The following is a 14673-nucleotide window of genomic DNA, read 5'->3' as shown; positions in this document are numbered from 1 at the left end:
ATTCCGGACCGCTATGGTGCTGTATGTGCCCGCAGCCTTTTCGGTCCTTACCCGCAACCGTGATTTCCGCCGTCTCTTCGCGGCGGAACTCGTGGTCTTCGGCGCCGACTGGTTCGTCATGGTGCCGTTGCTGGTGCTGCTGCCGGAGCTGACCGGCAGCGGGGCCTGGGGCGCGCTGGTGCTGGCCGCCGACACCGGGATCGTCGCGCTGCTGCTGCCGTACACCGGCACCGTCGCCGACCGGGTGGACCGGCGGAAGATCCTGGTCATCGCCAACTTCGCGGCGTTCGTCTCGGTGCTGCTGCTGTTCGCGGTGCGGTCCGCGGCCACCGCGCCGCTGGCCCTGGTCGCGATCGGCGCCATCGCGGTGTCGAAGGCGTTCTATTCACCGGCCGCCTCCGCCGCGCTGCCGAACGTGGTCGACCCGTCCGACCTCGCGGCGGCGAACACCATCTCCGGTTCCGCTTGGGGCACGATGACCGTCGTCGGCGCCTCGCTCGGTGGTGTCGTGAGCAGCGTCTTCAGCCCGTACGTCTGCTTCGCCGTGACCGCGGTCTTCCTGCTCGCCGGCGCTGTGCTGACCACGCTGATCCGGCGCCCGCTGCAGGCGCCGCGCGGTGACGCCGAAGGTGGCCAGTCGCTGCGCGCGATGTTCGAGGCGCTGCGCTACATCGCCGCCCGGCCCCGGCTCCGGGCCCTGGTCACGGTGAAGTCGGCGGTCGGCCTCGGCAACGGGGTGCTCACCGTGTTCCCGCTGATCGCGGCGGCGCACGGTGCGGGCGCGATCGGCGCCGGGCTGCTCTTCGCCCTGCGCGGTCTCGGCGCCCTGATCGGCCCGCTGGTGATGCGGCCGGTGCTGAACCGGCCGTCCTGGCTGCTCCCGGGCCTGGCCCTGTCGATGGGCCTGTACGGCGTCGGCTATCTCGGTGTCGCCTTCGCCCCGTGGTTCCCGCTGGTACTGGCACTGGTCTTCGTCGCGCACTTCGCCGGCGGCACGAACTGGGTGCTCTCCAACTTCGCGCTGCAGGGCGAGGTCCCGGACGCGCTGCGCGGCCGCATCTTCGCGGTCGACATGATGCTGGCGACGCTGGCGATCGCGATCAGCCAGCTCGGCGCCAGCCTGTTCATCGACCGGGTCGACTCGCGGATCATCCTGGCCACGTGCGCGCTGATCACGCTCACGTACGCGATCGGCTGGCGCTTCGCCACCCGGCGGCTGACCCCGGTCGCCGCCGCGCCGGAGACCTCCGACCGTCCGGCGACGGCGGAGTGAGGAACCGTTTGATCAAGCCCTAGCATGTGGCGATGGGCTTGTCCTTCGTCACCGCTCCGGTCTCCGTCAGCACGCCGGCGACCAGCGCCAATCTCGGTCCCGGCTTCGACTCACTGGGTCTGGCGCTCACGCTCTACGACGACCTGAGCGCTCGGGTGACCGGCGACACGTACACGGTCGCGGTCAGCGGCGAGGGCGCCGGTGAGTTGCCCACCGACGAGACCCACCTGGTGGTCCGGGCCATGCTGGCGACCTTCGACGAGCTGGGCGAGCGCCCGCCCGGGGTGGCCGTCGAGTGCGTCAACCGGATCCCGCAGGCGCGCGGCATGGGCAGCTCGTCGGCCGCCATCGTCGGTGGCGTGCAACTCGCCCGTGGCCTGGTCCGGGACGGGCTGCGGCTGATCGACGACGCGGCCGCGCTGCGGATCGCCGCCCGGCTCGAGGGCCATCCGGACAACGTGGCACCCTGTCTGCTCGGTGGCTTCACCGTCGCCTGGACCGAGGCGTCCGGCGGGCGCGCGGTGCGCCTGTCGCCGGCCGAGGGGGTCCGCCCGACAGTTTTCGTTCCGGTCGAACGTGGGTACACGGCGACCGCCCGGGCGGCGTTGCCGTTGGAGGTTCCGCACGCTGACGCGGCGTTCAACGCGGGGCGGGCGGCGCTGCTGACGCACGCTCTCACCAGGGACCCCGCACTGCTGTTCCCGGCCACCGAGGACCGGCTGCATCAGGACTACCGCTCCGCCGGGATGCCGGGCACGGCTTCGCTGGTGGCGGCGCTCCGGTCGGCCGGGGTGGCCGCGGTGGTCAGTGGCGCGGGACCGACCGTACTGGCGTTGACCGAGGTCCCGGGCGATTTCGCGCCGGGTGCGCACTGGCACAGCGAAGTGCTGGGCGTGGATGACGCCGGTGCTCGTGTGAAAGGGGGTATGGTGGAACACGCCGAGCGGGGCCCTGTTGCCGCAGGTCGTACGAGTTGATTACGCTCAAGACCTAGCACAGCCGCGAAGCAAGCGATCTCTGCGGTTCGGCGCACCCCCGAGATTTCTGGGCCTTGGTGGCCTTTCTCAACTCTCATCAAGGCACACGCCGGGCAGCAGTCGATAGATCGCTGCACTCGCCGAGACCTACCCGTCAAGCCCTGGCGGGCAGGGATACCGGTCGAGCTGCCGTGCTGCACGAAACTCCCGCGCCGCTGTTGCGAAGCGGGCTCCGAGGGCACCCGGCCCTGGCTGCAAAGTTCCGGGTGACTTCGGGTCTTTTCCGACGGAAGGAATCCATTGAGCGACACCACCGACGTGACGTCGGGTGTTTCTGACGTCGCTGACGGCGCCGGCACCACCGCGACCGCTACCAAGCGCCGCCGTGGCGGCACCGGGCTGTCCGCCATGCTGCTGCCCGAGCTGCAGAGCCTCGCCGCTTCCCTCGGCATCTCCGGTACCGCCCGGATGCGCAAGGGTGAGCTGATCGCCGCGATCACCGAGCGCCAGAGCGGCGGCAACGCCGCTGCCGCCGAGTCCGCCCCGCGTCCGCGGACCAACGGCTCCGAGGCTGTCGCTGCCCCCGCCCCGGCTCAGCCGGCCCCGGTCGAGGCCGCCCCCGCGCCGAATCCCCCGACGGGAACGGCCCAGCTTGCCCCGGCCGAAACGGCTCAGCCCGCCCCGGCGGCCGAGCGCCCGGCCCGGAGCCGGCGTGAGCGTGGCTCCCGCCAGACAGCTCCGGCTTCGGCTCCGGCCGAGAGCGTTGCTGTCGCCGAGGCCGCGCCCGCGCCGGCCGCTGCCGCCCCCGCCGCGGTGACCGCCCCGGCCGAGACCACGCCCGCCGCCCCGGCGGAGAACACCGAGCGCCCCGAGCGTGGTGACCGGCCCGAGCGCGGCGAGCGCAACCGGGACCGGCAGCGCAACCAGCGTGACGGTCAGCAGCGTGACGATCGTCAGCGCGACGACCGCCAGCGCGACGGGGACCGCAACAACGACCGGGACCGCAACAACGACCGGGACCGGGACCGGGATCGTGCCCCGCGGGCCGACCAGGGTCATGACGACGACGACAACGACTCCGGCGAGGGTGGCCGCCGGAGCCGCCGCAGCCGCTTCCGGGACCGCCGTCGTGGCCGGGACCGCGACGGCGACGGCGGCGGCCAGCGCGACGGCGGCCGCGAGAGCCGCGAGCCGCACGTGGCCGAGGACGAGGTGCTCGTTCCGGTCGCCGGCATCTTGGACGTGCTGGACAACTACGCGTTCGTCCGGACCACCGGCTACCTGTCCGGGCCGAACGATGTGTACGTGTCGATGTCGCAGGTCAAGAAGTACGGCCTGCGTCGCGGCGACGCCGTCACCGGCGCCGTTCGCTCGGCCCCGCGCGACGGTGGCGGCGACCAGCGGCGGGACAAGTACAACCCGCTGGTCCGCCTGGACACCATCAACGGGATGGAGCCCGAGGAGGCCCGCCGGCGTCCCGAGTTCTACAAGCTCACGCCGCTCTACCCGCAGGAGCGCCTGCGGCTGGAGACCGAGCCGCACATCCTCACCACCCGCGTCATCGACCTGGTCATGCCGATCGGCAAGGGCCAGCGGGCGCTGATCGTCTCCCCGCCGAAGGCCGGTAAGACGATGGTGCTGCAGGCGCTGGCCAACGCGATCACCCGCAACAACCCCGAGTGCCACCTGATGGTCGTGCTCGTGGACGAGCGGCCCGAAGAGGTCACCGACATGCAGCGCTCGGTCAAGGGCGAGGTCGTCGCGGCCACGTTCGACCGTCCGCCGCAGGACCACACCACGGTCGCCGAGCTCGCCATCGAGCGGGCCAAGCGGCTGGTCGAGCTGGGCCACGACGTCGTCGTGCTGCTCGACTCGGTCACCCGGCTCGGCCGGTCGTACAACCTGGCGGCGCCGGCCTCCGGCCGGATCATGTCGGGTGGTATCGATTCGACCGCGCTCTACCCGCCGAAGCGGTTCCTCGGCGCGGCGCGCAACATCGAGAACGGTGGCTCGCTCACCATCCTCGCGACCGCGCTGGTGGAGACCGGCTCGATGATGGACACGGTCATCTTCGAGGAGTTCAAGGGCACGGGTAACGCCGAGCTCAAGCTGGACCGGAAGATCGCCGACAAGCGGGTCTTCCCGGCCGTGGACGTCTCCGCCTCCGGCACCCGTAAGGAAGAGATCCTGATGGGCAAGGAGGAGCTGGCGATCATCCACAAGCTCCGCAAGGTGCTCAGCTCGCTGGAGTCCGGCGCGGCTCTGGACCTCCTGCTGGACCGGCTCAAGCAGACCCGGACCAACATCGAGTTCCTGATGCAGATCGCCAAGTCGACGCCTGGCGAATAATCGAATAAAAGCGACGGGCCCCACCCAAACGGGTGGGGCCCGTCGCTTTTGTCGCACAGATTGTCTGATTCGGCCCATCCGGGGTCGTGCGAACCTCCGGTATCCCCATCCCTCGATAATCCGGAGGCGCTCGATGATCGTGCCTGGCTACCGGGACCACCCGACGGAGCCCTGGGACCGCTCCGCGCCCGTCGACCCCGGTGAGGCCGAGGACTTCCTGCGCCGCTGCTACACCGAGAACCCCCGGCTCGGACCGGTCGAGCCGCGCCTCGCCATCGTGCGGGCCCAGATCGCCGCGACCGGAAGCTACGTGCACACCACCGACGAGCTCACCCACGGCGCCAAGATGGCCTGGCGCAACGCGAGCCGGTGCATCGGGCGCCTCTACTGGCGCAGCCTGCTGGTGCTGGACCGCCGCCGGGCCCGCACCGCGGACGAGATCTACTCGCTGCTGGTGCAGCACCTGCAGACCGCCGGCACCGGCCAGCTCCGTCCGGTGATCAGCATCTTCGCGCCGGCGCAGCCCGGCATGCCGTACGCCCGGGTGTGGAACGAGCAGCTGATCCGCTACGCCGGCTACCGGACCGAGGACGGCCGTCCGGTCGGTGACCCGCGGCTGGCCGGCTTCACCGCGGCGGTCCGCGGGTACGGCTGGCGGGGCAAGGGCGAGGCGTTCGACGTCCTGCCGCTGGTCATCGAGACACCGGGGGACGGCGTACGCCTCTACGAGCTCCCCGAACGTGCCATCCGTGAGGTGCCGCTGACCCACCCCGAGTACGGCTGGTTCGCCGAGCTGGGCCTGCGCTGGCACGCGGTTCCGGCGATCTCCAACATGCGGCTCACCATCGGCGGGGTGCACTACCCGCTGGCGCCGTTCAACGGCTGGTACATGGGCACCGAGATCGGCGCCCGCAACCTCGCCGACACCGACCGCTACGACATGCTGCCGGTGGTGGCCGCCCGGATGGGCCTGGACACCAGCCGGGAGTCGACCCTGTGGCGCGACCGGGCCCTGGTCGAGCTGAACCGGGCGGTGCTGCACAGCTTCGAGCAGGCCGGCGTGAAGATGAGCGACCACCACACCGAGTCCCAGCGGTTCCTGACGCACATCCGCAACGAGGAGAAGGCCGGCCGGCCGGTGCCCGCGGACTGGAGCTGGATCGTCCCACCGCTCTCCGGCGGCGCCACCCCGGTCTTCCACCGCTACTACGAGGAGCTCGATCTCAAGCCGGCGTTCTACCTCGACGACGAGGCGGCGGAGCTGGCCCGCGACGGAATGCGGCGGTGCCCGCACGCCAACTAGCGTGTGAGTCATGACCTCGTTCATCTCGCACACGACCGTGGACGCCACCGACGCTTTCGCGTTGAGTCGCTGGTGGCAGCAGGTTCTGGGCTACACCGACGATCCGGAGGATCCGAACGAGCCCGGTCACGAGGAATGCATGATCATCTCGCCGGACGGGCGGCACAAGGTGCTCTTCATCGAGGTGCCCGAGCCCAAACAGGGCAAGAACCGGGTGCATTTCGACCTGCGGCCGGCCGAGGGCACCCGGGACGAGGAGTGCGACCGGCTGATCGCGCTGGGCGCCAAGCCGGTCGACGATCTGCGGGTCGCGGACGGCACCGGCTGGGTGGTCTTCAACGATCCCGAGGGCAACGAATTCTGCGTGCTTCGCAGCGAGGAGGAGCTCAGGCGAACTCGTTGACGGCGAAGTCGTCGCGGTGGCGCCACGACGCCTCGGTCCGGACGTGGTCCTCGCGTACCCATTTGAGGACCTTGTGGGAGAAGTCGGCGGCCGGGATGCGCCCGGCCGCGCGCACCACGTACCCCTCTGAACTCGAAGGTTTGCGTTGCGCCGCCCAGGCGGAGCGTGCCTCGGAGATGCTGCCGCCGCGGTAGAGGACCGGGACCATCGGCAACTCCAGGCGGCGCGCCCAGTCGACGGTGTCGTCCCAGCCCAGCAGCGTGTCCGTCTCGTCCCAGATGCCGAAGACCAGGAAGACGCCGGGCAGATCGCAGTAGGCGATGCTGCGGCGGGCCCACATGGACTCGCCGCAGACCCGCCAGTCGTCCGGAATCCGGTACGCCGTCATCGCCCACAACGCTTTCGCCGGGCGATCCCAGGGCTGGGTGCCGGAGTCGAGCGACCGGGCGTACATCGAGTCGCGGGTGAAGGTGAGATTTCCGCCGTCCATCTTCTCGGTCACCACGAGCTCACCGTCCAGCCAGGACAGATCATGCTGAATGCGATCATCAGCGGTCGCGCCCGGCGAGTCCGGCAGATGGAACGTCCGCGGATATTTCACGGTCTAGAAGTCCCCCTCCGCCACCTGGAACACGGTGAGCCCGAGCGCCCGCCACATGCGTACCACCTGTTGACGGTCGTCGAACACCCCGACGATCCGCCAGCGGTCGCGGACCTCCTGCTCGAAGATCTCCCGCTTGACGATCGAGTCCTTCCGGCTGTCGCCGGCGGACCGCATGAAGAGCGCTTCGTACGGCACACCGACGAACAGGTCGAGCCACGCCTCGGTCTCCGGCCGGCACACCTCGTCCCGTCCCGAGCAGAAGACGATGGCGTGGCCGGCCGCATGCATCGCCCGGACCGCCGTGATGACCGCCGGATTCGGCTCATCCTCACCGACCCGGCCCCAGTCGTACGGGCTACGGCCGGTCATCAGCGCGACCGTCCCGTCGATGTCCACCAGCACCGCCTCCGGCAGCTCCGGATCCGGCCGGTACACGACTCCGGGGCCGCCGCGCTCCACGAACGGCACCGGGAGCGGCAGGTTCTTGCCGGCCAGATAGCGGTCGTGCATACGGCGGATGGCGTCCGCGCCGACCCGCTCGTCCTCGGGCCGGTCCGCGTCCCGCCGGACACACTCGTCCAGCGGGACGTCGGTGAAGTCGTGCACCTCGAACGACGCGCCGAACCGGGCGGCCAGCTCAGCCCACTCCCGGACCGTCTTGGCGCGCAGGTTCGTGTCGTCCACGATGACGCTGCCGTGCGCCCGCAGCAGCGCCTCGACCGCCGCCCGCTGCGCCTGGGTGACCTGCGCCTCGGCCCGCTGAGTGAACAGCCGCCGGCCGTGCAGCATGATCCGCAGGTCGTCGCGGTTGACCCGGACCACGTCCGGCTGAAGCTTGCGGGCGAACGTGGTCTTGCCCGAGGCGGGCAGGCCCCGCGTGATCAGAAGTCGTGTCATCCCCAGATCCCTGTCAACCGGCCGGCCGGGCCCGCTGCCACAGGCCGGAACGGTAGTCCTTGCCGTCGAGCCGCAGGAACAGCTCGCCCCGGAACTCGGTGCGCAGCGCGGCGGCCGCGAACTCCTTGCGGCCCCACCCGGCAGGCAGTGCCGCGACGATCCCGGCGAAGGCCGCCTCGACCTCTGCGGCCCGCGCCTCGACGGTCGCGGTGAGCTCCGCGGCGATGCCGCTGACCCAGACATGGAACTCGTCGGGCAGCGGCGCGGTGAGAGCGTCCAGGTCGCCGCCGTTGGCGAGAACGTCCCACACGGTACGCGGAGTCAGCCCGGTCACCAGCCGGTGCAGGCGCACGTAATCGGCATACTTGATCTTCACGCGGTGGTCGGTGCCGGTGAAGTGGACGACCAGGCCCTCCCGTCCGTCGCGCGGCGGAGCGGCGAGCGCCTCGGCCAGTGTCGCGTACCCGAACGTCTCGACCACCGGGCCCGGCCAGTCCGGCACGGCCTCCGGGCCGGACGTGCGGCCGGTGGCGATGTCGACCGTGCCGAGCAGCACCAGGTCGTCGAGCCCCTGGTAGTCGACGACGATCCGGTTGCCGGGGTAGATGATCTCGACGAGGACGGTCAGGCCGGCCGGCGGGACGAAGGACGCGTAGCGCGTACGAAGAATGTCGGTTGCGTGCCGTGCCTGGTCGGAGGCGAAAGACCCACGCGTGGCGACGGCGTAGCCGGAGCCGTCGTGATAGATCACGCCGAGGCTGCCGTCCGCCTTGTCGGTCACCGCGACCCGGGCTTCCAGATCGAGCTTCTCCTGAAGTTGATCATGGTTGAAGAACTTCGGAAAGGGCCGGGCGACGATCCGGCCGGTGTCGCTGACGACCAGGCCGCGGCAGGCGAGCGTGACCGGGGTCCAGGCGCCGGAGTACTGGCAGGCCTCGGTGTAGTTGTAGATCACCAAGGGCAGCGAGGGGTGCCGCTGCGACCGGACGTGCCCGTTCTCGAGCGCCGAGGTCAGTTCGACCGGATCGAGCACGTCGTGGAGCAGGGTCATCGCGGCGCCTTTCGCTGCGGGAATTACCGGAGGGGCGCTCACGTTAACCAGGGCGAATCCAGTTGCACCTCCTGATTTCCGCGCGGTACGGGAGGCATGGCAGACTGGTACATCGGCCAGTAGGGGTTCCGGTTCACGTCTCAACTCATAGAAGGCGACCCGGCGACCCGATCATCGAGAGGGACCGAGAAGACATGAAGAGCGGCATCCACCCGGAGTACACGACGACCAACGTCATCTGCTCCTGCGGCAGCACCTTCACCACCCGTAGCACCGCCAAGGGCGGCGAGATCCGCGTCGAGACCTGCAGCGCCTGCCACCCGTTCTACACCGGCAAGCAGCGCGTCCTCGACACCGCGGGCCGGGTTGCGAAGTTCCAGGCGAAGTACGCGAAGGTCAACGCCGGGAAGAAGAAGTAACTGCTTCAACGGCGCCCGTCCCGGTCACCGGGGCGGGCGCCGTTCGCATGTGAGTCGCTTCGATCGGCTGGGAGAGACCGATGAGCAACGACCGCCTGACCACGCTTCTCGACGAGTACGCGGACTTGGAGAAGCGGATGGAGGATCCGTCGATCCACGCCGACCAGGCCCTGGTCCGGCGGGTCGGTCGCCGCTTCGCCGAGCTGGCGCCGCTGTACGCCGCCCACCAGGAGCTGGAGGCGGCCCGGGCCGACCTGGCCGCGGCCAAGGAGCTGGCGGCCGAGGACCCGGCCTTCGCCTCCGAGGTCGAGGCGGTCGCGGCGGTTCTGCCGGCGCTCGAGGAGAAGCTCGGCGAGATGCTCATCCCGCGCGACCCCAACGACGCCAAGGACGCGATCATCGAGATCAAGGCGGGTGAGGGCGGCCAGGAGTCCGCGCTGTTCGCCGGGGATCTGCTGCGCATGTACACCCGGTACGCGGAGCGCCGCGGCTGGGTGGTCGAGGTGATCGACTCGCAGGAGTCGGACCTCGGCGGTGTGAAGGACATCTCGGTCGCGGTGAAGACCAGGGGAGTGCCGGAGGGCGGCCACGGCGTCTGGTCCCGGATGAAGTGGGAGGGCGGCGTGCACCGGGTGCAGCGGGTGCCCGTCACCGAGTCGCAGGGCCGGATCCACACCTCCGCGGCCGGCGTGCTGGTGCTGCCGGAGGCAGAGGAGGTCGACGTCCAGATCGAGCCCGGGGACCTGCGGATCGACGTGTTCCGTTCGTCCGGCCCGGGCGGGCAGTCGGTCAACACCACCGACTCCGCGGTCCGGATCACCCACCTGCCCACCGGCACCGTGGTGAGCTGCCAGAACGAGAAGAGCCAGCTGCAGAACAAGGAGTCCGCGATGCGGATCCTGCGGTCCCGGCTGATGGCGGTGGCACAGGAGGCGGCGGACGCGGCGGCCGGTGACGCGCGCAAGGCCCAGGTGCGTACGGTCGACCGCTCGGAACGCGTCCGGACGTACAACTTCCCGCAGAACCGGATCACCGACCACCGGATCGGCTACACCGCCTACAACCTGGACCTGGTGCTCGGCGGCGAGCTGGACGGGGTGCTGGACGCCCTGGCCGGCGCGGACCGCGCCGCCCGTCTGGCCGGCGACACGGAGCTCAGCCGACGGCAGTGATCGTCAGTTCGCCGGCCTGGTCGCAGGCCATGTACCGGCGGGCGGACATGCACTGCGGGCCGTCGGCGTTGGGGATCTCACCGATCCGGACCACCCGGCCGGTCTCCAGGTCGAGGTGACTGATCGAGCTGTACGCCCGGCGCTCCTCGAGGACCCGGCGCACCAGGATCTGCGAGCCGTCGACGGCCGGGCCCTGCAACGGCCAGCCGGTGGCGCCCGAGCCGATCTTCCGGCCGGTGGTCAGGTCCAGCAGTACCTGCTCCTCCGACGCGGAGCCGGGCAGGGAGGCGAGCACACGGTCCTCGGCGACGAGTTGGATGCCGCTGTAGCCGGGTTGCTGCCAGACCGGGCGCCCGGTGAGCGGTTCGAGGGTGCTGACCGCGGTCTCTTCGGAGAGGCAGAGCAACGGGCCACAGCCCTGGGCGAAGGCGTACGCGCTCGCCTCCCTACGCCACAGCTCTTCCAGCGTGTCCAGCCGGTACGCCTCGATCAGGCTGCTCCGGTCCGCGTCCTGCCGGATGGTCATCACCAGCCCGTTGGTCACCGAGAGGTACGTCGAGTAGCCGAAGCCCGGTGTGCCCCGGCTCCACGGAAGCTCGGCCTCGTGCACCACCTTGCCGTCCGCATACCGCACAACGGTGACTTTGCCCTGGCTGTCGGCGGTGACGATCCGGTCCGGCGACGACTGGTCCTGCGGGACCGTCACCTGCTCGGTCGCGGTGACGTCGCGCCGCCACACGATCGATCCGTCGCGCGGCCGGACCAGCCAGATCGACGAGAAGAAGCTGTCCTGGCCGCGCTCGGCGAACAGCAGCGCGTCGCGGCGGGCGTCCAGCACCTCGCCCCGCCCGCGCCACAGCTCCTGCCCGGTACGCGCGTCGATCGCGGTGGTCGTGCCGCCGTACACCACGAAGCCGGTGCTGCCGTCCTCCAGCTTGATCTGCTTCGACTTCTCGTCGCCGGGGATCAGCAGGAGGCCGGCCTCCTCGCCCAGCGACATGTAGGTGGGCTGCCGGTCGAACGGCAGCCGCCACTGCACCGTCCCGTCAGCCAGGTCGTACGCGACCAGGTCGCTCCCGTCCCGGGTCGGCTGGTGCACGAAGACGCCGTCCGAGCGCACGGTCATCGCGAAGCCGGCGTTCGGCCGTACCGACCACACCTCGCGAACCGTCGGCGGGCCGGGCAACCCGGACGCGCCGAGCACGAGCAGGCAGAGCAGCGTCACGCCGATCGCGGCCACCCGGCGCCACGTGCGCGGATTGAACTCCGGGTGTTTCTCCCGCTCCTCCGGATCGGGTGCGGCGGCCCCGACGTCGCCGAGCTCGATGACGGTCATCGGGGGACCGCGGCGACGACGAGCCGGCCCGGGCCCTCGCAGACCAGGTAGCCGGGGGCCGACCGGCAGCGTTGCTGATCCGGAACGCCGGCCACCGCCCCGAGCAGGGCCCGCTTCCCGGTACGCAGGTCCAGCGAGGCCACCGAGGTCCGGCTCTGCGGTGTGGCCGTCGGGTTCAGCAGCAACAGCGAGTCCGGCCGGGTGTGGTCGGTCGCCACCGACCCGCGCAACCCGTCCGCCAGGACCCGCCCGCTCCGGCTCTCCACCAGCACGTGTTCCCCGCCCCCCTGCACGTCGATCAGCATCCGGTCCGAGCCGATCACCGAGATGCCGGCCACGTCCGGGTACCGCCACAGCTCCCGGCCGGTCTCCGGGTCGAGGGCGACCATATCCGCTGCCGCGTGCCCGCAGAGGACCACACCACAGCTGAACGATATGTCGGCGCCGGAGCCGACCCGCGGGATCTCGGTCAGAGTCTGCAGGTCGTAGGCCGCGCTGTAGGTCCGCTCGCCGTCGGAGTGCAGCACCACCAGCCGCCCGTCCTCGGCCTGCAGCGTCACGTAGCGGCCGATCGCCGGCTCGGTGGTGAGCCCGGGGATGCGGCGCTCGATCAGAACGGCGGCGTCGGTGTACCGCAGCACGGTCAGCTGACCGGTCGGGCTGTTGGTCACCAGACGGGTCGGCCGGCCGTGGTCGCTCTCCACGGCGACCTCCTGCACCGCGCTGACCGGCCGGTCCCAGTACGGCGTACCGTCGGTCAGCCGCACCCGGGCCAGCCCGAGGATGCCGCCCTGACCGTCATACCTGATCAGGAGCGTGCTGTCGTCGTCGACGGCCAGCGCGTGCACCTCGCCCGGCCGCTGCCAGATCTGTTCGCCGGTGCCGGTCCGCAACGCGATCGTCGTCCGCGTGACCGGCTCGGGCCCGGCGGGCGGCGGTTCGACCGAGAGCAGCACGGGACCGCCGCCGGGGGTGACCCGGAACCCGGCCAGGCTCCCGGGCAGCTCCCTGTCCCACAGCCGGGCGCCGTCGGTGAGCCGGAACGCGGTGATCCCGGTCCGCTCGCCGGCGCGCACCAGCAACGCCGTGTCGCCGCTGACCATGACGTTGCTCTCGGACGCCATCTCGGCGCTCCACAGCAGACGGACGCCCGGCTCGGCAGCCGGCGCCGAGCCGGCACAGACCAGCAGGGACAGCCCCGCCAGGGCCGCGCCGAGCCGGCGGCTGCGAGGCCGGATCCGATCGGCTTCCGTGTCCGGTGGGCGGCCGGCGGTGACGTCGCCGAGCTCGATCACGGACATCTCACGTGGGTTTCCGGCTCGCCGCCGCGGCTGCCAGGGCGACGGTCAGCCCGCGGCCGCGGGAGCCCACCTCGGACCAGCCGGCGGCCAGGCCGATCGGGGTGCCGGGGACCAGCGCCTGCCAGTTCTCCGCGGTCGCCGCGGCGCCGATCCGGCGGGACACCTCGGCCGCCTGATTCGGCCCGGCGCCGGGCAGCACCAGCACGAACTCGTCGCCGGCGAACCGGGCCACGAAGTCGCCGCGGCGCAGCGCCCGGTGCAGCACCCCGGCGATCCGTTGCAGCACCAGGTCGCCGCAGTGCCGGCCGTGCCGCGCGTTCACCCCGGAGAAGCCGACCACGTCACAGACACCGACCGCGGCCCGTTCGCCACGGGCCAGCAGGGTGTCGACGTAGCGCTCCAGCTGCCGGCGGTTGGGCAGGCCGGTCAGCGGGTCGACCAGCGTCTCGTCGCCGTACCGGCCCGGGTCGCGTTGCGTCTCCTGGGCGTCCAGGCGGGCGGCGACCCCGTCCAGGTAGCCGTCGCGCAGCTGGTCGATGCGCTGCGCGGCGAGGCGGAACGCGTACCGGTCGGCGGCGTGCGCGGCTGCGTGATCGCCGGCGCTGGCGTGGCAGATGCTGCGCAACCGGGCCGGCTCGGGGGCGCCGAGCACCTCGGCGGAGACCGGCACCGACTCCAACATGGTCAGTGCCCGCTCCGGTTTGCCGGAGGCGATGGTCAGGCAGACCGAGCCGAGATGTCGCAGGTCACGGGTGCGCACGCTGTCGCCGCCGCCGGTGAGCCACGGTTCGGCGTCGGCGCCGGTCGGCTCGCCCAGCGCGGCGCGGCGGGCCAGCGCGTACCCGTAGACCGCGCGGCTGCCCGGCCGCAACTGGTCGGTGGCGACGTAGCGGGACAGCTCGGCGTCGATGTCACGCAGCACCCGCAGGCAGCCGTCGGTGTCGCCCTGATGGTCCAGCGAGACCGCGTTGCGCAGCCGGATGCCCGGCGCGGCGAAGATCTCCGCCGCCAGGCCGGCGCTCGCGCCGACCTCGCGGGCCTGCTCGATGGCGGTCAGCGCCTGGCCGTGAAAGCCCAGATAGGAGTACGCCATGGCGAGGTCGTGCCAGCCCCAGGCGGTCTCCTGATCCCGCTCCGGAACGGCCGCCAGGGCTCGGGAAGCCTGCACCAGATGGGTCACCCCACGGTCCAGATTGCTCTGCAGGTGCGCGCCGAGCGCGGCGAACGCGTGCATCTGACCCCGCAGATAGGGATCCGGCACCTCCCGGACCGCCTCGGCGGCCGCGGCCATCGCGGTGGCCAGCTCGGCGACGCGGCCCAGGTTGATCAGTGCGCCGAAACGCTGCACCAATGCGTACGCCCGGGTGGTCGGATCGGTCGTGGCGGCCAGCACCGCGTCGAGGATCGGCAGTGCCTGTGCGGACCGGCCGTTCTGCTGCAGATCCCCGGCCCGGCGCAGGTCCTCGACGTGTTCCGCGAGCTGGTCCAACCAACCCACCAGGCGCCTCCCACGACCTCGGCGGCGCGCGCATCCGAACGAACCCGGGTGACCCGGCCGATCCCCACGGTGCGCGACGTCTCATGATTA

Annotated in this window: 13 protein-coding genes; 7 read left to right on the top strand and 6 right to left on the bottom strand. The window is 71.3% G+C overall.

Going from position 1 to position 14673, the window contains the following annotated elements; translation table 11 throughout:
* The first annotated feature begins 13 nt into the window (after positions 1–13).
* The 5 genes from OHA21_RS33805 to OHA21_RS33785 all read left to right on the top strand — a co-directional run bounded on the left by OHA21_RS33805 (position 14) and on the right by OHA21_RS33785 (position 6305).
* The gene (locus OHA21_RS33805; RefSeq protein WP_442875190.1) at positions 14–1273 is read left to right on the top strand and encodes an MFS transporter; all 1260 of its coding nucleotides are present in this window, start codon (positions 14–16) and stop codon (positions 1271–1273) included.
* Between the two features lie 32 nt (positions 1274–1305).
* Entirely contained in the window at positions 1306–2250 is a 945-nt protein-coding gene (gene thrB, locus OHA21_RS33800; protein WP_328461888.1) for a homoserine kinase, read from the top strand.
* Between the two features lie 300 nt (positions 2251–2550).
* The gene (rho, locus tag OHA21_RS33795) at positions 2551–4599 is read left to right on the top strand and encodes a transcription termination factor Rho (RefSeq protein ID WP_328461886.1); all 2049 of its coding nucleotides are present in this window, start codon (positions 2551–2553) and stop codon (positions 4597–4599) included.
* A 133-nt stretch (positions 4600–4732) separates the two neighbouring features.
* Complete coding sequence (locus tag OHA21_RS33790; protein WP_328461884.1) at positions 4733–5902, top strand: nitric oxide synthase oxygenase; 1170 nt, start codon at positions 4733–4735, stop codon at positions 5900–5902.
* A 10-nt stretch (positions 5903–5912) separates the two neighbouring features.
* Complete coding sequence (locus tag OHA21_RS33785) at positions 5913–6305, top strand: VOC family protein (protein WP_328461882.1); 393 nt, start codon at positions 5913–5915, stop codon at positions 6303–6305.
* On the opposite strand, the gene OHA21_RS33780 is transcribed toward OHA21_RS33785, so the two are convergent.
* Genes OHA21_RS33780 through OHA21_RS33770 form a run of 3 tightly spaced genes read right to left on the bottom strand, consistent with a single transcriptional unit; the run spans position 6289 to position 8857 of the window.
* Complete coding sequence (locus OHA21_RS33780) at positions 6289–6906, bottom strand: RNA ligase family protein (protein ID WP_328461880.1); 618 nt, start codon at positions 6904–6906, stop codon at positions 6289–6291. The genes OHA21_RS33785 and OHA21_RS33780 overlap by 17 nt on opposite strands.
* A gap of 3 nt (positions 6907–6909) precedes the next feature.
* Positions 6910–7806, bottom strand: a complete 897-nt coding sequence (locus tag OHA21_RS33775) for a phosphatase domain-containing protein (protein ID WP_328461878.1) — start codon at positions 7804–7806, stop codon at positions 6910–6912.
* 13 nt (positions 7807–7819) lie between these two features.
* On the bottom strand, positions 7820–8857 hold the full coding sequence (locus OHA21_RS33770; protein WP_328461876.1) for an RNA ligase: 1038 nt from the start codon (positions 8855–8857) through the stop codon (positions 7820–7822).
* A 194-nt stretch (positions 8858–9051) separates the two neighbouring features.
* On the opposite strand from OHA21_RS33770, the gene rpmE reads away from it, so the two are divergent.
* Both rpmE and prfA read left to right on the top strand, forming a co-directional pair.
* Entirely contained in the window at positions 9052–9276 is a 225-nt protein-coding gene (gene rpmE, locus OHA21_RS33765; protein ID WP_328461874.1) for a 50S ribosomal protein L31, read from the top strand.
* Positions 9277–9356: 80 nt separating this feature from the next.
* Positions 9357–10448, top strand: a complete 1092-nt coding sequence (gene prfA / locus OHA21_RS33760) for a peptide chain release factor 1 (protein ID WP_328461872.1) — start codon at positions 9357–9359, stop codon at positions 10446–10448.
* On the opposite strand, the gene OHA21_RS33755 is transcribed toward prfA, so the two are convergent.
* The 3 genes from OHA21_RS33755 to OHA21_RS33745 are packed head-to-tail and all read right to left on the bottom strand — an operon-like array spanning position 10432 to position 14583.
* Positions 10432–11784, bottom strand: a complete 1353-nt coding sequence (locus OHA21_RS33755) for an outer membrane protein assembly factor BamB family protein (protein WP_328461870.1) — start codon at positions 11782–11784, stop codon at positions 10432–10434. The two genes, prfA and OHA21_RS33755, sit on opposite strands and share 17 nt — an antisense overlap.
* Positions 11781–13085, bottom strand: a complete 1305-nt coding sequence (locus tag OHA21_RS33750; RefSeq protein WP_328461868.1) for an outer membrane protein assembly factor BamB family protein — start codon at positions 13083–13085, stop codon at positions 11781–11783. The genes OHA21_RS33755 and OHA21_RS33750 overlap by 4 nt, the downstream gene beginning before the upstream one ends.
* A 1-nt stretch (position 13086) precedes the next feature.
* Positions 13087–14583, bottom strand: a complete 1497-nt coding sequence (locus tag OHA21_RS33745) for a GGDEF domain-containing protein (protein ID WP_328461866.1) — start codon at positions 14581–14583, stop codon at positions 13087–13089.
* Positions 14584–14673 lie beyond the last annotated feature (90 nt).

Source organism: Actinoplanes sp. NBC_00393 (genome assembly GCF_036053395.1).
Classification (GTDB): domain Bacteria; phylum Actinomycetota; class Actinomycetes; order Mycobacteriales; family Micromonosporaceae; genus Actinoplanes.
The sequence above is the reverse complement of the archived record's forward strand: the minus strand, read 5'-3'. Positions and strand labels throughout refer to the sequence as shown.